17 protein-coding genes are annotated in these 17,560 nt (G+C 59.0%); 3 read left to right on the top strand and 14 right to left on the bottom strand.

Annotation, left to right across the window (positions count from 1 at the left end; all coding sequences use genetic code 11):
- The 14 genes from E4M07_RS26160 to E4M07_RS26095 form a co-directional block, all read right to left on the bottom strand.
- Nucleotides 1-214: DUF2274 domain-containing protein (locus E4M07_RS26160; RefSeq protein ID WP_136661370.1), on the bottom strand; the 214-nt coding region annotated here is incomplete at its 3' end.
- 2 nt (nucleotides 215-216) lie between these two features.
- The gene (locus E4M07_RS26155) at nucleotides 217-1,443 is read right to left on the bottom strand and encodes a TrbI/VirB10 family protein (RefSeq protein ID WP_136661369.1); all 1,227 of its coding nucleotides are present in this window, start codon (nucleotides 1,441-1,443) and stop codon (nucleotides 217-219) included.
- Nucleotides 1,433-2,488: a P-type conjugative transfer protein TrbG gene (gene trbG, locus E4M07_RS26150; RefSeq protein ID WP_136661368.1), complete on the bottom strand. Its 1,056-nt coding sequence runs from the start codon at nucleotides 2,486-2,488 to the stop codon at nucleotides 1,433-1,435. Before trbG ends, E4M07_RS26155 begins: the two co-directional genes overlap by 11 nt.
- Nucleotides 2,485-3,228: a conjugal transfer protein TrbF gene (trbF, locus tag E4M07_RS26145; protein WP_136661367.1), complete on the bottom strand. Its 744-nt coding sequence runs from the start codon at nucleotides 3,226-3,228 to the stop codon at nucleotides 2,485-2,487. Before trbF ends, trbG begins: the two co-directional genes overlap by 4 nt.
- Before the next feature lie 7 nt (nucleotides 3,229-3,235).
- Nucleotides 3,236-4,528, bottom strand: a complete 1,293-nt coding sequence (gene trbL / locus E4M07_RS26140; protein WP_136661366.1) for a P-type conjugative transfer protein TrbL — start codon at nucleotides 4,526-4,528, stop codon at nucleotides 3,236-3,238.
- 118 nt (nucleotides 4,529-4,646) lie between these two features.
- The gene (trbJ, locus tag E4M07_RS26135) at nucleotides 4,647-5,381 is read right to left on the bottom strand and encodes a P-type conjugative transfer protein TrbJ (RefSeq protein ID WP_136661365.1); all 735 of its coding nucleotides are present in this window, start codon (nucleotides 5,379-5,381) and stop codon (nucleotides 4,647-4,649) included.
- Nucleotides 5,378-7,906, bottom strand: coding sequence for a conjugal transfer protein TrbE (gene trbE / locus E4M07_RS26130; protein WP_136661364.1), 2,529 nt, complete (start codon nucleotides 7,904-7,906; stop codon nucleotides 5,378-5,380). Before trbE ends, trbJ begins: the two co-directional genes overlap by 4 nt.
- Before the next feature lie 9 nt (nucleotides 7,907-7,915).
- Nucleotides 7,916-8,185 (bottom strand): VirB3 family type IV secretion system protein, encoded by a 270-nt coding sequence (locus E4M07_RS26125; RefSeq protein ID WP_136661363.1) that lies wholly within the window; start codon nucleotides 8,183-8,185, stop codon nucleotides 7,916-7,918.
- Nucleotides 8,186-8,202: 17 nt separating this feature from the next.
- Nucleotides 8,203-8,562: a TrbC/VirB2 family protein gene (locus E4M07_RS26120; RefSeq protein WP_136661362.1), complete on the bottom strand. Its 360-nt coding sequence runs from the start codon at nucleotides 8,560-8,562 to the stop codon at nucleotides 8,203-8,205.
- 13 nt (nucleotides 8,563-8,575) lie between these two features.
- Entirely contained in the window at nucleotides 8,576-9,571 is a 996-nt protein-coding gene (gene trbB, locus E4M07_RS26115; protein WP_246660623.1) for a P-type conjugative transfer ATPase TrbB, read from the bottom strand.
- Nucleotides 9,564-10,148: a CopG family transcriptional regulator gene (locus E4M07_RS26110; protein ID WP_136661361.1), complete on the bottom strand. Its 585-nt coding sequence runs from the start codon at nucleotides 10,146-10,148 to the stop codon at nucleotides 9,564-9,566. Before E4M07_RS26110 ends, trbB begins: the two co-directional genes overlap by 8 nt.
- A 3-nt stretch (nucleotides 10,149-10,151) precedes the next feature.
- Nucleotides 10,152-12,197 carry a conjugal transfer protein TraG gene (locus E4M07_RS26105; protein ID WP_136661360.1) on the bottom strand — a complete coding sequence of 682 codons (2,046 nt, stop codon included), beginning with the start codon at nucleotides 12,195-12,197 and terminating at the stop codon, nucleotides 10,152-10,154.
- A 211-nt stretch (nucleotides 12,198-12,408) separates the two neighbouring features.
- A complete protein-coding gene (locus E4M07_RS26100; RefSeq protein ID WP_136661359.1) occupies nucleotides 12,409-13,182 on the bottom strand; it encodes an IclR family transcriptional regulator in 774 nt (257 codons plus the stop codon).
- 15 nt (nucleotides 13,183-13,197) lie between these two features.
- Nucleotides 13,198-13,974 (bottom strand): IclR family transcriptional regulator, encoded by a 777-nt coding sequence (locus E4M07_RS26095; RefSeq protein ID WP_136661358.1) that lies wholly within the window; start codon nucleotides 13,972-13,974, stop codon nucleotides 13,198-13,200.
- Nucleotides 13,975-14,126: 152 nt separating this feature from the next.
- On the opposite strand from E4M07_RS26095, the gene E4M07_RS26090 reads away from it, so the two are divergent.
- From E4M07_RS26090 to E4M07_RS26080, 3 genes are all read left to right on the top strand, one after another.
- A complete protein-coding gene (locus E4M07_RS26090) occupies nucleotides 14,127-15,668 on the top strand; it encodes an ABC transporter substrate-binding protein (protein WP_206057403.1) in 1,542 nt (513 codons plus the stop codon).
- A 70-nt stretch (nucleotides 15,669-15,738) separates the two neighbouring features.
- A complete protein-coding gene (locus tag E4M07_RS26085) occupies nucleotides 15,739-16,656 on the top strand; it encodes an ABC transporter permease (protein WP_136661357.1) in 918 nt (305 codons plus the stop codon).
- Nucleotide 16,657: 1 nt separating this feature from the next.
- On the top strand, nucleotides 16,658-17,557 hold the full coding sequence (locus E4M07_RS26080) for an ABC transporter permease (RefSeq protein ID WP_136661356.1): 900 nt from the start codon (nucleotides 16,658-16,660) through the stop codon (nucleotides 17,555-17,557).
- Nucleotides 17,558-17,560: the final 3 nt, after the last annotated feature.

Raw genomic sequence — 17,560 nt, 5'->3', positions numbered from 1 at the left:
CGGCGGCCAAACTCGCAAAAAGTGTCTCACACAGGCGCCGCAGCGCCGCCCGAAAACATTTCAATAACTTAGGTCGAATACCGTCCCATGAGACATGTCTCATGTCTTGATAAGCGGCATATGCTTCAAGCATCTGCTGCAGGTCCGCACTGGCGGTGAACGTTATTTTGGCCGTTTCCCGGTTCGGAAGTTTTTTGAGCTTGAGTGGAGACATGTCTAATGGCTCTCCTTCATGGGTCGCAGGACGATATCCTTGTGTACGATGATGCGAAGCGGCCAGCCGGGCCGCACGGTGATGGTCGGCTGGATATCGATGCTGCGTTGAACGAGGGACTGGCCAGCACGATTTGCGGATTGTTGTGTGCTTTCCCGGATCGCCTCGACGAGATCGGTTTCGTTGTCGCCGAAAGTGAGTTCGGTGCCGACTCCGAGAACACTGGAGAGTGCGATGCCTTTGATAAGGGCGCCAGTGTGATGATTCACCCGGTCGGTGACACCCGCATATCCGGCTTCATCGGTTCCTGGCAGATTGTCGATTACGATCGATGAGCCATCCGGTCGGATGATGCGCTGCCAGACGACAAGCGCCCGGTTCTGTCCAATAGAGACCTGGCTATCGTACTTGCCGATGAGACGTGAGCCCTGAGGGATGAGTAGGTGCTGGCCGCTGACAGTGTCATAGACGTGTTCCGTGACCTGGGCGATGACCGTGCCGGGAAGATCGGAGTTCAGCCCTGTGACAAAGCTTGCCGCGATGATCGTGCCCGCCATGAGTTGATAGGGTGTGGAAGGTTGCTGCATGGCGTGTGCGTTGTAGATGTCTTCGTCAGGCACATCCTCAAGGAACGCATTTTTTGCCTTTTGCTGGTTCTGATCTGTGGGTCGGTTGCCCTGGGGCAGTGTCGATAGCGCTGAATGTGGGCTTACACTTGGCCTGGCGGTCGATGCAGGCTCTGCCTTTCTGTTGTTTCCGAGGTCAGAGGTTTGCTTCCTCTGCGAAAAGAACAGATCGGATCCAGCGGATTGCGCTGCAAGACGTGCCATCCTGATGCGCTCGGCGCGCCTGAACTCCTCCTCCGGATCCGGCCGGTAGGGCGGTAGCGGTCGACCGGGAAGTGGATTGATGCCGAGATCACGCTCGACTCGAGTGATGGTTTTGCCAATGTCGCCGGCATTGGGCGGGCCGAGCTTCGGAATGCGGTCATAGGTTTCGGGCAGTTTTTCAAGTCCGTCCGGCGGTGCCTTATGTCGGGTCTGGTAAAGCTCCTTTCGGCTTTTGTCGGTTCGCCAGTTCGGCGGATCGAGTGCAATCAGGAAAGCACCACCGATCAAGGCGAGGGTGACTGCCGCTCCGCCAAACAGGACGTTCCGATTGATGCGTGTCACTGGTCTTGGCCTGGCGCGCAGTTCGAAGTTCTCGGGAGGCTCTTTCCTATCGGTCATGGAAGAGCTCGCGTTTGTCCGGCGCTGCCCGGCGTTTGGTATCGGTTCGAACGATGCGCACAATTCTTTGCGGCTTCTTTCCAAGGCGCAGCTCGGCAACCGCAAAGAGCCGGTCGACGATGTAGTAATTGTCCCGCACCCGGTAATTGACCAGTGCCAGTTGTCCGTCGGCGGCAATCACGAAGAGGGGCGGCGCCTCGCCCTGACGCGGGCCGGAGGGGAACTGGATATAGACCTTTTGGCCGTCATCGAAGGCGCGGACAGGCTTCCAAGGCGCTTTGCCTTCGATGCGGTAGCGGAACCTGATCCGGTCCAGGTTCAAACCGGAGCTGATGGTGTTGCGCGTCGTTGCAGTCGCCTTGGTGTTCATTTGTTTCAGGGCAAGGAGATCGGAATAGGGATAAGTCCATGAGACCGACGCCATATAGGTCGCGTCCGTCGAGTGCATTTCCAGGTGATAGGTGCGCCGATCTGTGGCAATCACCAGATTGGTCTGGAGATCCGGCGCGATCGGCTTGACGAGGACATGAACCTGTTCTTGCCGGCCGCCCTTGGTTGTCCTTGCACCAGAACGGGTATCGCCCACCACCCAGCGCACCGTATCGCCGCTCGAAACCGAGATCAGCTCCTCGCCGGGTTCGAGGGCGATGTCCGAGACCTGGTTGACCGCCGCATAGAGCTGATAGAGCGCGCCTTCCACAAAGGGGTAATTCTGTATGGCGTTGACATAACCGTCCTGCGTCGGCTCGAACTTGGCGATCTTGTTGGCCTCGGTCACCAGTTGTTCCGGCGGCAGATCGCCCTTTTTCTCCTTTGCCCTGCCGCCCCCGGGAGGCGGCTTCAACTGGCCGGGCAGGGGAAGCGGTTTCGGCAATTCCACCAGTCTGACCGGCTTACCGGGTTCCTGCTGGCGCACGGCCGTGTCGAAGGCGAGATTGTCGTATCGTATTTCCGGAATGTCCGGCTTCGCAGCGCAGGCGGCAAGGTGAAGCGGCAGGGCAAGCGCGAGCAATCGCGCACCCGATCTCAGGGCGGTAGATCTCATGGATTATCTCCGGGGGAGGGTTGATGGGATCGGTCGGAGGGATTGGAAGGCGATCCTGTCTTCAGATCGCGCGACCAGTTGATGTCGTGCACATAGATGCCGAGCGGATTCTTGCGCAGGGTCTCGATATCGCGCGGCTGTTCGATCACAACCGCAAAAACACCGGTCCACCGGTCGGTTCGGCTGAGCGATCCATTGACGTAAATGCGTTCCAGCCAGCGCATCTGGAAACTGCTGGCTGAGGCGCGAACGACACTGGTGACTTCCACTGATACAGTGCGCTCGCCGACGCGCGCGAAGGGATCAGCATCGCGTGCGTGTTCGTTCAGCGTATTGGCTGCGCGGGCAGTGGTGTAATCGTAAGCTCTCAGCCAGTTCTTACGCACCACGATGGGATCGGCGGGCAGGGAACGGATGTTTTCAATGAAGGCCGCCAGATGGAAGGCGATCTGCGCGTCGGTTGGATCGTAGTCTGCTGCTGCTGCTTTTGTTGCCCTTGCCGAACCATCGGTTTCGAGTTCGATCACATAGGGGACGATCCGCGTTTGTGCGGCGAGCCAGATCATGCCGCCTGAAAGGCTGAGCGCCAGCGACAGGCATCCGAAGGCCATGAGCCGCCAGTTTCGTGCACGCACCAGCGCGTCGCCCATTCTTGTGTCCCAGACCTGAGCGGCCTTCTGATAGGGCGTTTCCGGGATGGGCGTATCGCCATAGGCCGTGCGGGATCGTTTGAAGATCATGGAAACCTCACTTGTCCGGATCGAGTTTGGGGCCGTCGCCATGGGCGCCGCGGTCGCCCTCGCGCAGGGAATGCGCTGCCGACTGACTGGCTTCGCGCAAGCGCTGACGCCGGTGCATCTTCCTGGCCCAGCCTGGTGCTCCGGTGCTGCCAGAGGGCGGTCCTACGACGCCTGCGCCACGGCCGCCTGAGGGTGACGCTGAAGAGGATTGGTTCGCCCGAAAGCCGGATGCCTGTCCCTGCCGGTAAGAATCCGTAACCGGTGCTGCCGCAGCTGAGGCCGTGTTTTTCAGCGGCGCGCCGACCGTGGCCTTCATTGCGCCAGCCGCACCGCTGCTTTGAAGGCCTGCGCTGGTGCGTCCGGCCATGTTGGCGGCTGCCTTGACGCCACCACCCGAAAAATGTCCTGCGCCACGAAGCGCGCCGGATGCCGCCATGCCTCCGACAACGCCGGTACCGACCAGTCCCGCGGCTGTCCCGGCCGCAGCGCCTGCACCCAATTGCGGTGCGCCGGAAACGAGGCCAGCCGCAATGCCTGGGACAAAGAGGGCAAGCCCGAAGACGGCGATGGCGGCAAGGATGACGGATGCGGCGTGTGCCAAATCCACGTCGCCCGAGGGCGGTGTCGCGATCTCGCTGAAGATGGACGATCCGATCCCGAGCACGATGGCAAGCACCATCAGCTTGATGCCGGAGGTGATGACGTTGCCGAGGATGCGCTCTGCCAGGAACGCTGTCTTGCCGAAGAGGGCAAAGGGTATGAGAACGAAGCCGGCAAGGGTTGTCAGCTTGAACTCGATGATGGTGATGAAGAGCTGGACAGAAAGGACGAAGAAGGCGAGGAGCACGATCAGCCAGGCAATCAGCAGCACGACAATCGTCACCACATTGTTGAAGAAGGTGGTAAAACCGATGAGTTCACCCGCTGCTTCCAGCATCGGCCAGGCAGCGGTAAAACCGGTGGCAGCAACAAATCCCGGCCGCATGAGCTGATCGGCACCAAAGGGAGCATTGCCGGCTTTCAGGCCAAGGCCGGCAAAGGAGTCGAAGACAATGCCGGCAAGCGACTGGAAGTTGTTTATGAGCAGCGCAAAGAAGCCGACATAGAGCACCTTCCGGATGAGCTGCGCGGCAATATTGTCATCGCCCATCAACGCCCAGAAAAGGCCGGCAAGCACGATATCGATCGCAACCAGTATCGAGACCAGGAAGGCAACGTCGCCGGAAAGCAGCCCGAAGCCGGATTCGATGTAGGTGACGAATGTCTCAGTGAACCGGTCGATGACGTTGAGATCGTCCATGGGGCTCTCCAGGCAAGCCTTTCCCGTTCACGGAAGAGGTGGCTTCCGTGCGCATGTGTCGGAGTTGTTTCGAAAGCTGACCGCCTGCTTCAGTCAGGCGGCTCAGCGATGGGGCAGATCAGTCCGGCGAATACGCGTCGCTCTCCCCCAGGAAACTCCTGAACCGGGTCCGGGCCTCTTCCTCGGCCGCCAGCGTGCTTGCCCGGTCGACCGTTGCGGCGCGAGCGTCGGCTGCAATCAGCTGCTGCAGTTGCAGCGATTGTTTGACTGCAAGCCCCGTCAGTTCGTTGCCGGCCTGTGTCGCTTGCAGGTTTCCGACTGACGCGCGCGAGCGGGAAAGCAGAGTGTTGAGCAGGTCACCATCGGCTTCCGCATTCTGACTGATCTGAGCCTGCAGGTTGGCGGAGCGTTTATATGCGGCAAGCGCTTCTTCCCATCGTTCCCTGGCGTTCTGCAGCATATCATCGGTGGAGAGCGATGCCTCGAAGGTGTCCGGAAAGAGTTCCTGAATTGCCGCATCTGTTTCCTGAACCGTCATGGCGATTGCGTTCGCCTGATCCATCAAGGTGTTGATTTCGGAAAGGGTGGCGGCGAGGTCCGGTGCGATCGTCTCAGTCAGCTGCGTCAGATCCAAATCCATGTTGAGGAGCATCTGCGCCTCATTGCGCAACTGCTCGATTTGCTGGTTGATTTCTGTCAGCGTCTGCGAGGCTGTCATGATGTTCTGGTGGTAGTTCCAGGGATCGAACACGGTCCAGGCCGCGGGCGGCCGTACCGGATTTGCCAGGATGAGCCCGGTGCAAATGGCGGCGACGGCTGATGCATGTTTCAAGGCGGATTTGCTGGTCCTCATTGTGGGACTCCTTTCGAACTGTCGTTGGGGGTGATTGGCTGCTGCGGGCTGTCGATCATGTCTGCGGTGGTCTGCGCCTGATCCTGCGGGTCGGTCAGGGTTTCGTGTTCATGGGCAAACCCGGTGAGCAGGTCGGCTGCCCAGTCGAGGCCCTTTGCGCGTAGCCAGGCGTCAGCGAATGACTGGCGGTTTCCATGCTCGTGGTGGATCGCATCGATCTGTTTCTGGTCGGCCGCGGATGAGGTGGCGCAGAAGGCAAGGCCAATCGGACCGAGTCCGAGTTCGAACAGCCGGTTGCCTCTTTGGGACTGGTAGTAATAGTCGCGCTTGGGCACGGCCCGGGCGATCAGCTCGATCTGCCGGGAGTTGAGGCCAAAGCGCTGATAGACCGATTGTGTCTGTGGTTCCAGCGCCCGGTCATTAGGAAGAAAAACGCGGCTCGGGCAGCTTTCGATCAGCGCCGGTGCGATCGAGGAATTCTCGATATCGGCCAATGATTGGGTGGCGAAAACAACGCTGACATTCTTCTTGCGCAGGGTCTTCAGCCATTCCCGGATGCGTGCGGCAAAAAGCGGATCGTCGAGGAACACCCAGGCTTCATCGAGTACAAGCAGGGCGGGGCGACCATCGAAACGGGCTTCAAGCCGATGGAAGAGGTACGTCAGAACCGGCAGCACCAACTGCTTGTGATGCAATAGCTCCTCCATCTCGAAGTGCTGTACGTCGGATATTGTGAGGTCGTCTTTCGCCGCATCGAGCAAGCGCCCAAACGCGCCCTCGAGTGTGTAGGGAACCAACGCCTGACGCAGTCGGTTCGACTGCAACAGCGTTGCAAATCCTGTGAGCGTGCGCTCTTCGGCCGGCGCTGAGGCGAGTGCCAGGAGAGCCTGCCAAACGGCGTCTTTTGTTTCCGGTGCGATCTCTACGCCTTCATTGGCGAGCAGGCCGCAGATCCAGGAAAGGGCAAAAGACTGCTCCGCACCCTTGTGGATCTCCGCCAGCGGCTGGAATGAAAGGCCGCCGTCAAGCGCCAGGTCAAAGCATGAGCCGCCCATGGCAAGCACCGCGGCGCGTGCCGACTTTCCTTTGTCGAAGACGAAGACCTGCGATCCGGAGTAGCGGCGGAACTGAAGCGCAAGAAGCGAAAGCAGAACGGATTTGCCGGCGCCTGTCGGGCCAACGATAAGGCTGTGGCCGACATCGCCGACATGAAGATCAAGCCGGAACGGCGTCGAACCGCGTGTCCTGGCGGTAAGCAGAGCAGGGGCATCGAGGTGCCGGTTTTTGAGGGGACCTGCCCAAACCGCCGAAACAGGCATCATGTGCGCAAGGTTCAGCGTATGGAGAACTGGTTGGCGGACATTTGCGTAAGGATTGCCAGGCAGGGCGCCGAGCCAGGCTTCGACGGCATTGAGCCGCTCCCAGATCGAGACAAAGCCCTTGCCGTTGATGACCCGCTCAACATTGCGCAGCATCGCATCGGCAACAATGGGATCGGCGTGCTGAACCACGATGGTGGCGGTCACATAGCCGAAACTGACATCATCCGCGCCAAGCTCCTGCAGCGCCTCGTCCGCATCCGCGGTCTTGTTGCCCGCGTCGCTATCGAGCAAAACGCTTTCCTGGTTGAACATGACCTCGCGCAGGATTGCAGCGACCGATTTGCGTTTGGAAAACCATTGACGGCGCAGGCGTGTGAGCAGCTTCATCGCTTCCTGCTTGTCGAGTGCAATGAAGCGCGTGACCCAGCGATAGGCAAAGCCGAGATCGTTGAGTTCGTCGAGAAGGCCCGGCACCGTGCTGCCCGGAAAGCCTGTAATCGTCAAACAACGCAGGTGCTCTTCGCCAAGCACAGGATCGAGCCCGCCTGTCAGCGGCGCATCGGGCAGGATGGCATCGAGATAGGCAGGGGTTTCCGGCGTGCGCACCTGATGCTGATCGGTCGAGATCGTATCATGCAGGTAAGTCAGGGTTTGGTCGTCATCGAGTGTGTGGGCTTTAGGCAGCAAGGTCGTCAGCAGATCGATCGCGCGGTCGGTTTCGACGATGAAGGCGTCGAGATGATCCTGGTAGTTGGGGCCTGAACGTTTGTCGTCTGTCTTTTCGAACAGCAGGTTCTCGCTTCTGCCTGTTGCGTCTGGTGGCGGTAGGAACAGGAATGTCAGGTAGAAGCGGCTCTCGAAATGTGAGCCTTCTGCCTGAAGCGTCTCCTTTCGCTCCTGGTCGACCAGCCATGAGGCGGCATCTGGAAAGTTGCTTTCCGGATAGGCGGTCGCTTCAATGCGTGTTGCCTCAAAAAACAGAGCCCAGCCGGAGCCGAAGCGGCGCAGCACATTGTTGATGCGGGCCGTGATGCTGATGAGTTCCGATTCCGTAGCGCTTTCAAGGTCCGGTCCCCGGTAACGTATCGTGCGCTGGAAGGATCCGTCCTTATTGAGAACGATACCGGGCGCAACCAGGCAAGCCCAGGGCAGGTAGTCGGCGAGGCGATCCGGTTTCTTGCGGTATTCCGTCAGGTTCAGCATCGATCAGCCTCACATGCCTAAATGAGATCGGTGGCGCATGTGCCTTGCGAGCACATCCATGAAGGCGGGATCCTTGCGGGTTGCCCAGATAGCCGCCATGTGCGCGACGAACCACAGAGCAAGCCCGGCAAGCCAGAGTCTGAGACCAAGGCCGACCGAGGCGGCGATCGTTCCGTTGATGATCGTGATTGTGCGCGGCGCACCTGCCAGCAGGATCGGCTCGGTGAGCGATCTGTGCAGCGGCACTTCGAAGCCGGGAATGCGGGTTTGAATGGGCATGGCGCGGTTCTCCTTTGTCATCCGATGACCGCGCCGCCGGCAAAGGAAAAGAAGGACAGGAAGAAGCTGGTCGCAGCAAAGGCGATCGACAGCCCGAAGACGATCTGGATGAGCCGCCGAAAACCACCCGACATGTCACCAAACGCAAGACTGAGACCGGTGATGATGATGACGATCACTGCAATGATCTTGGCGACCGGCCCCTCGATCGATTCAAGGATCTGTTCGAGCGGCGCTTCCCAGGGCATGCCGGAACCGGCTGCATGCACCGGTCCTGCAAAGAGAACTGTGAAGGTCACGAATTCGGACGCAGCGGTGAGCGCGGTTCTAAGGCCATTGGAGGTACGTTTTCGGAGGTCGGGTGCGGCTTCTGGCATCGGTGATGTCCCTTCAGATGGAGGTGAGGTGAACGGGCACGAGCGGCTCGAGCCGGTAGTCGCCGGACGTGTCGAGCCCTTCGACCTTAGAGACGGTGCGCACCTTGCGGGCGGCCCCGCGCCCCTCGATGAAGACGAGAACCTGAACGGCCTCGGCAATGAGATGGCGCGGGACCGTATGCACCGCCTCCTGGATCAGTTGCTCAAGACGATAGAGCGCTGCCCTGTCGGAATTGGCGTGCAGTGTCGTAAGGCCCCCGGGGTGCCCTGTATTCCAGGCCTTCAGCATGTCGAGCGCTTCAGGGCCCCGGACCTCGCCGACCACGATGCGGTCCGGTCGTAGTCGCATGGTCGATCGGACAAGATCCGTCATCGATGCGACCTCTGATTTGGTCCGCAAAGCCACGACATCATCGGCGGCACACTGCAGTTCGCGCGTATCTTCCAGGATCACCACACGGTCACCGCTATTGGCGACTTCCGACAAAAGCGCATTGGCAAGCGTCGTCTTGCCGCTCGACGTTCCGCCCACCACGACGATATTCTGCCGGTCAACCACCGCCTCAGAGAGGGCCTTGGCCTGATGCGGCGTCATGATGTGCGTGTCGACATAATCGGACAATTCAAAGATGCTCTTTGCCGGCTTGCGGATGGCAAAACAGGGAGCCGATGAAATGGGCGGCAGGATTCCCTCGAACCGCTCGCCGGTTTCTGGAAGTTCTGCCGAGACGATCGGCGATTCTTCATGCACTTCTCCGCGCATATGGGCAGCGACAAGACGGATGATGCGTTCCGTCTCGGCTGGGCGCATATCGGTTGCCATATCGACCCGACCTTCGCCGGTCCGCTCGACCCACAGTCTGCCGTCCGGATTGACCATGACCTCGATAACGCTGTCATCGTTGAGCGCTGCGTCAATCACTGGTCCGAAAGCCGTCAGCAACATCTGGCGTCGGCGAAGCCGCGCCTCGGCAATGAGCGCTTCCTGGGTGTCGATATCGTTAAACATCGGGATCGTCCTCGAATTCCTCGTCACTGAAGGGGCCGTTAAAGTCCGCATCGTCGTCTTCGAGCACCACCGGGCGTAGCGGCGGCAGATCATCGTCATCATCGGGTTCAACCGGCGGCGTTTCGGTTTTCGGCTCCGGCGGACGGTCGGGATCGACGGCAAAAAGATCGGGCCGTGTTTCGGCTATCGTCTGAAGCACTTCACTCAAGAGGTTCTGTTCCGAGGCAAGGCGCCGGCCGACCTGCGCGGCAATGACCTCGAAGCGCTCCCGGCCGAGCGCATGGGCCGTGGCCTGGTCCTCCTCGGAGAGCGGCGGCGTGATCGTCAGGAAATAACGGATGAAGAGGGCAAGGGTTTCGATCCCGATCGACTGGTTGCGGTCGATACGGTCCATTGCTGCCGACATGCGGTCGAGACGGCGGACAAGAGCGCGGTTGCTGTCGTACTTTTCCGGGTTGAGGAACCGGTCGATCGCCTCGTTGACGATGCGGGACTTGTTTCCGCCCGGCCGGCTTGCGGCCATGGCAAGCTGCGCCGCCGTGTGATCGTCGAGATAGATATTGATGCGCGGTTTCATGGCTCAGAACTCCGGCAAAAGGTCAGGCCGGTTGTCGGCATTGTTGATCGCGTGGGCGCGATGGACGGAGCTGGCGGGGGCAGGGGATCCGTTGACCGAGCGGTCCGACAAGCCTTTTAGGTCGGCGCTTCCGTCGAAGTCGTCGTCCAGAACGGCGAGATCGTTCGATGGGGCAGGCGCGGTTTTGTTTCCGTGGTCATCGAACAGCGATGGCTGCTGCTTCAGTCCGCCGTCGTCATCGCCGGATGTTCCTCTGCCGGTAAGATTCCGTTGCAGCTTCCGGCTCATGCGCCGGTTCCGGGTACCCCAGTCATCGCCGCGCGGTCGCGGTGCGTCACAGTATCGGCCACCCTTTTCAAGGGTTGGCGTCGGCAGGCAACGGTCGGTGAAATTGCCGTCCTCGAAATATCTCAGCTTCGTTGCCCGGATCGGTGCATGGCCGGCGACAAGCACCAGCGCCTCGTCCTGCGGCAACTGCATGACCTCGCCGGGTGTGAGCAGCGGGCGTGCCGTCTCCTGGCGTGAGACCATCACATGGGCAAGCCAAGGCGCCAGCCGATGGCCGGCATAGTTCTTCTGCGCGCGAAGCTCCGTTGCCGTGCCGAGCGTATCGGAAATGCGCTTGGCCGTGCGGTCATCGTTTGTCGCGAAGGCGACGCGGACATGGGCGTTGTCCAGGATCGAGTTGTTCGGGCCGTAGGCTTTTTCGATCTGGTTCAGGGACTGGGCGATCAGATAGGCGCGGATTCCGTAACCCGCCATGAAGGCCATCGCCGTCTCGAAAAAATCGAGGCGGCCGAGGGCGGGGAACTCATCGAGCATTAGCAGCAACTGGTGCCAACTGGCCTTGCCGGTTTCGGGCAGCCGTTCCGTCAGGCGCCGGCCAATCTGGTTGAGGATCAGCCGGATCAGCGGTTTGGTTCGGGAGATGTCCGAGGGTGGCACGACGAGATAAAGCGAAACAGGCCTGTCCGCTTCCTTGAGGTCGGCGATCCGCCAGTCGCAGCGCGACGTGTTTCGCGCAATGATCGGGTCCCGATAAATCTCCAGGAAAGACATCGCCGTCGAGACAACGCCCGAAAGCTCGTTTTCCGATTTGTTGAGCATCTCCCGGGCGATCGAGGCGATCTCCGGATGGACCCTCGGTTCGGTCTTCGATCCCAGATGGTTCGTCGTCAGCATGATGCGCAGCGTCGCCTCGATCGTCCGTTTCGGATTGGCAAGGAAGGTTGCAACACGTGAGAGCGTTTTTTCTTGCTCAGCGTAGAGCACATGCAGGATCGCGCCGGTCAGCAGAGAATGGCCGGTCTTTTCCCAGTGATTGCGTTTTTCCAGCGCGCCTTCCGGATCCACCAGGATATCGGCGATGTTCTGCACATCGCGCATCTCGTTGGCGCCCTTGCGGACCTCGAGCAGCGGATTGTATTTGGCCGAACGTGGATCGGTCGGATTGAACAACAGGCAATGGGAGAAGTTCGACCGCCAACCAGCGGTCAGGTTCCAGTTCTCACCCTTGATGTCATGAATGACGGCGGAGCCGGTCCAGGATAAAAGCGTCGGCACGACAAGCCCGACGCCCTTGCCGGAGCGCGTCGGTGCAAAGGCCAGCACATGCTCGGGGCCATCGTGGCGTAGATAGCTATTTCCGACCTTGCCGAGGAAAACGCCGTGGCCATGGTGGAGACCGGACCGCTTCACGTCGCGATCCGCTGCCCATTTAGCTGAACCGTAGGTGGTGACGTTTTTCGTCTGCCGTGCCCGCCACAGGGAGCCGGCGACCGCCGTCGCCGTTCCAAGCACGCCGCCGCCGGCGGCAAGCGATCCGGCCCGGTGGAACACGTCCGGCGCATAGGCCTCGTACACGTACCACCACTCAAAGAGACGCCACGGGTGATAGACCGGCCAGCCGGCAATCGAAAACCAGGGTTCTCCAAGCCCCGGCTGATAACCCAACTGCGCAGCAGCCAGTTGCGTCGATGCCCACAGCGTGCCGGTGATCGTGCCGGTCACAACCGTTGCCTGGCCTATCAGGAGTGTTGTGGGTTTCATCGAAAAGAGCCGTCCTGTTGAGTTGAAGGAACGGCCTCAGGAGACAGGGAAATCAGCCCGGTAACAAGTGAACGGGGATATTGAAATATCCAATTAAATCAATGGATTGAAAAATGAATACACATGTGTCGATGGCGGTCCATTTCCGTCCAACCGGTCACGAATTGTTACGCAGGCGGCCGCGCGTCGGAGCGTATATCGAAGGGCTGGTTTACAAAGTGCAGCCACGTGCTGCGATCTGCATGGCCGGGATGATATCGCGATGGATAACTTCCTCCGGATGGGTCTGAAGGAGCGCTGAAACGACGATAGAGTTGGAGACAGTACCGTCCGGTGACGACACCGGGACCGCAACATCAATTTCTCCGGCCAAAGCATGTGTTTGCGATACGCAATATCCGAGCTTTTTTGTTTGCGCGAGGTCAGAGGCCAGCGCATCGCGGTCCGCTGAAGTGTTGGCTTGCCGGTGTTCGCCTATATGCCTTTCCAGCATCTCCAGCTGCCTGTCCTGCGACATGAAGGCCAGGATCGCCAGGCCGCCGGCAGACAGAAAAGCAGGTTGACGTCCGCCGACAAGGGAAGTCTGGAAATCCGATTCAGCGCCTTTGAGCCTGAGCAGGTAGATGATATCCGGACTGTCCAGGCCGCAGAAGGAGACGCGCTGGTGCGTGCGCTCCCGCAACTCCACCAGAACCGGCCAGGCCAGCTTGGTCAGCCGGTTTGAACTCAGGAACCGGTGCTGCAGGTCGAGTGTTTTGACGGTAAGCCTAAATGTTTTTCCCTGACTTTGGCGTTGCAGGTACCCAAGATGTATCAGTGTGTTTGTGATGCGGTGTATCGTCTGAAACGTCAGTCCGGTCATGTTCCGGATCTCGCTCATCGAAATAGCCGACCGGTCTCCGCTGAACAATTCGAGCACCTGGAACGACCGGGCGAGAGATTCGATGAAAAGCGGATTGGTCTGGTTTTCGGATTTGGCGGTCATGATTTTAGAACCCGGTCAATTGACAAAGGAAAGACTGCTGAGGGAATTGGCGGCGTTTATCACGGTGGCCGCAAGCTCCCGTCGCCGTTCGATGTTCTCCAGTTCGGAAACGGTGGTTCCAAGGCTTATGGCCGCGAAGGGCAGGCCGTTCGCATTGTTGATCGCGCAAGCAACCGCGGCAGCGCCCTCGAGGACTTCGCCGATCTGGTAGGCATATCCGTCGACTTTCGCTTGGCCGATCGCTCGCCTGATTGTTTCCTTGTCGAGGATGGATCTGGTCGTGGCGGCAGGCAATTCGGTTTGTGCGAAAACCGCATCCACTGTCTCTTCCGGCAATCCACTGAGGATCGCTCGCCCGGACGCGCTGGCAAGGGCCGGCCAGCGACGTCCCGCGGGAGAGATGGAAAACGTCTCCACGCGAGACGGAATGCGGACCGCATAAACAATGTCCGTTCCGTCCAGAAGTGTCAGATCCGCGCGCAATTCTGTCTGGTCCGCAAGGCGCCCCAGCAACGGGCTCGCGGCGCGGGCAAGCTCATCGAACCTCAAATAGGCAAAGGAAAGCACCAGTGGCCGATGGGTCAGCGCGTAATAGCCTCTTTTGTCGGTTCGCCGCAGATAATCCAGTTCGCACAGCGTATGGGTCAATCGCTGGAGCGAACTTTTCCCGATGCCAGTCAGCTCCGACAAGCCGTCCAGATTGAGTTCTGGTGTTGAGGCGCTGAATGCCTCAAGGACCGAAAACGCTTTTTCCAGGACATTGATCCTGGTGCGCGATGGGTCTGTCTCCACGTGCTCTCCTCCATAACCGATGCATTACAATACTTACGCAATGCGATATTTCAATACGCGATAAGATTTTTATTGACTCTGCTGAAGATGTCGCTGATCTTAAATCAGCAAGCAGAATTAAATATCGTATTGCGGAAGTATGTGGAGGAGAAATGATGAATATGACCGCCTATGGATTTTTGATTTGCTCCGCGGTCGCGACAGCGGCGACCGTAACGGGCGCAGTAACCGGAGCTATGGCCGCCGAAGACACACAAGGTCAGGTTTTGACTGTTGCCTTCCCCAAGGAACTGGAAACGTTGAACGCCTACGGAACCAATACCCGTGAGGGCATTGTCCTCTCCCGCCATATCTGGGATGGGCTCCTCTACAGGAACCCGCAAAACGGTGAATATGAGGGAAATCTGGCGACCGACTGGGAATGGATCGACGACATTACTCTCGAATTCACGCTGCGTGAGGGTGTGAAGTTCCACAACGGTGAACCGTTCGACGCCGACGATGTCGTCTTTACGTTCAACTACATTGCGGATCCCGCGAACGGCGTTATCCCGCAGCGTAACGTGTCGTGGATCAAGGGTGCGCAGAAAGTGAGCGAATACAAGGTGCGCTTGCTGTTGAAGGAACCGTTCCCGGCTGCACTGGAGTTTCTGGCCGGGCCCCTTGCTGTTTTTCCGGACGAATATACCCGAACGGTCGGTTTTGAAGGTATGGGAAGGTCACCGGTGGGTACGGGACCGTATAGGCTGACCGGATACGATACTGGTGTTCAGTTGGTTCTGTCCCGCAATGCGGACTACCATCCCGGCAGCCCGAAGGGAAAGCCCAGCATCGAGACTATCGTCTGGCGAATGATCCCTGAGAAAAACACGCAATATGCGGAGCTCCTGTCCGGAGGCGTCGACTGGATTTGGCATGTGCCCGCCGACCAGGCCGAGCGCTTCAAGGGCATGAAGGACCTGACCGTCTCGAACGAGATGACGATGCGTATTGGCTATCTTGGGTTCGATGCATCCGACAGGTATGGTCCAACACCCTTCGACGACATTCGCGTGCGCAAGGCAGTCGCCCATGCCATCAATCGGGAGGGAATGGTTTCAGCGCTGCTCAAGGGCAAATCCGTTGTTGTGAACTCTGCCTGTTTTCCGAGCCAGTTCGGCTGCGAGCAGGACGTGGTGTCCTATGACTATGATCCGGACAAAGCGCGAAACCTGCTAGCCGAGGCCGGATACCCGGATGGTTTCGAGACATCGTTCGCGGCTTACCGGGAGAGGGGCTATGTCGAAGCCATGATGGCCGACCTTGCCAATGTCGGTATCAATGCGTCGCTGGATTACCTCAGCTATCCGGCCCTGCGCAAAAAGCTCGAAAACGGTGAGGTGCCGTTTTTGTTCATGACCTATGCCTCCTATTCCATCAACGACGTGTCGGCGATCACCGGGAACTTCTTCGATGGAGGCGTCAATGATTATGCCCGGGATCCGAAAGTGATCGAATGGCTTGAGATAGGCGATACCGTGACGGATCCGGAAAGACGTCGGGAGAACTACTCGCTCGCGCTTAAGCGAATTGCAGAGCAGGTCTACTGGCTGCCCCTGTTTTCCTACAATGCGTACTACGTCTACACGGACAAACTCGCCTTCACTCCCACGGCAGACGAGATACCCCGCTTTTTCTCCGCTTCCTGGAAATAGCGCAGCAGGATCTCAAGAAACGTGTTCGCCCGTCAATACGCGGTATTGACGGGCGGTCCGGGAGGAAAAGATGTTCCATTTCATTGTCCGGCGGCTTTGCCTGGCTGCGTTAGTTGCATTTACTGTTTCAGCGGTGGCGTTCCTGCTTTTGTACCTGGCTGGAGATCCGGCGATCGCATTGGCCGGGGAGGGCGCCACTGAAGCGGATGTTTTGGCCGTCAGAAAGCAGTACGGTTTCGACAGGCCGCTCCCCGTTCAGTACCTGGGTTGGCTGTCCAATGCTCTACAGGGCGACTTCGGGCACAGCTTTTTCTTCAAGATTCCCGTGGTGGAGCTGATCGCGGAAAAAATGCCGATTACACTCAAGCTCGGCCTGTCGTCGATTGTGTTCGCAATCGTTCTGTCGATACCGTTGGGTGTCCTGGCGGCAATCAAGCCCAACAGTATATTTGATCGCCTGGCACTGCTCATTGCCGTTATCGGCCAGGCCATGCCCAGTTTCTGGTTCGGCTTGATGCTCATAGTCGTCTTCTCGGTCGATCTGCGATGGCTTCCGGCATCGGGCAGCAGCAGCTGGCTCAACTTCGTGCTGCCGACGGTGGTTCTCGGCTACTATGCAACGCCGGCAATCATGCGCTTGACCCGCGCCGGCATGCTTGAAGTCCTCCAGTCCGACTACATCAGGACTGCCCGCGCCAAAGGTCTGCTTCCAATTGCCATACTGTTCAAGCACGCATTGCGCAATGCGGTCATACCGGTGGTTGGGCTGGCGGCGGTCCAACTCGGATTCATGCTGGGCGGATCCGTCGTGGTTGAAAGTGTGTTTGCGCTGAACGGAGCAGGATACCTGGCCTATGAGTCGATCAGCAGGAACGACTTTCCGGTCGTCCAGGCCCTCATTCTACTATTTTCGCTGATTTTCGTTCTTCTGACGTTGCTGGCGGATCTTCTGAACGCCTGGCTCGATCCGCGCATGAGGGTACATTGACATGATTGGCGTCTCAAACCGTACAGAACCGCAGTCTTTAACGAAGGGGCCGGGGAGGCAGCTATTCGAGCGGGCGGTTCACCATGGCGGTTTCATTGCTGGCACGGCCATCGTCCTTGTGGTGTTTGCCGCAGCCATCGGCGCGGGAGTGTTGTCGCCGTATGATCCATATATCCAGGACCTGGGCTCGCGGCTGATCCCGCCTGTCTGGCAGGATGGCGGATCCTGGAAGCATCCTCTCGGCACCGATCATCTGGGACGCGATTACATTTCAAGATTGCTTCACGGCGCGCGCATTTCCTTGCTTATCGGATGTGTAACGGTTGCCATATCCGGAACACTGGGGACTATTCTCGGCCTTGTCGCCGGTTACTTCGGCGGCCGCGTTGACGCGGCTATCATGTTCCTGATCACTGTACGGCTATCGATGCCCGTCGTGCTTGTCGCGCTGGCGATCGTGGCAATTTTCGGTGGTTCGCTGACAATCGTCATGATCGTGCTCGGGCTGCTTCTATGGGACAGATTCGCGGTTGTCATCCGCTCCTCGACGCAGCAAATCAGAGACCTTGACTACATCACGTCGGCAAGGGCCCTGGGGTGCTCGACGCCGCGCATCATAGCGAGCGAGGTTCTTCCGAACGTGCTCAACAATCTCATCGTGGTTGCAACACTGGAAATGGCGCATGCGATCACGCTCGAAGCCGCACTCTCCTTTCTCGGACTTGGGGTTCAGCCGCCCTTGCCTTCCTGGGGGCTCATGGTCGCGGAAGGCAAGGATATGCTTCTCTTCGATCCCTGGCTGATAGCGATTCCAGGATGTGCGCTGTTCGCCCTTATCTTCGCAATCAATCTCGTGGGCGACGGCGTCCGCGATATCACTGCACCAGAAAGCCGGAGTTAGGAG

It is taken from the genome of Nitratireductor sp. XY-223, from assembly GCF_004959855.1.
GTDB lineage: Bacteria > Pseudomonadota > Alphaproteobacteria > Rhizobiales > Rhizobiaceae > Hoeflea_A.
This window is presented reverse-complemented; position numbering and strand designations above follow the sequence as displayed.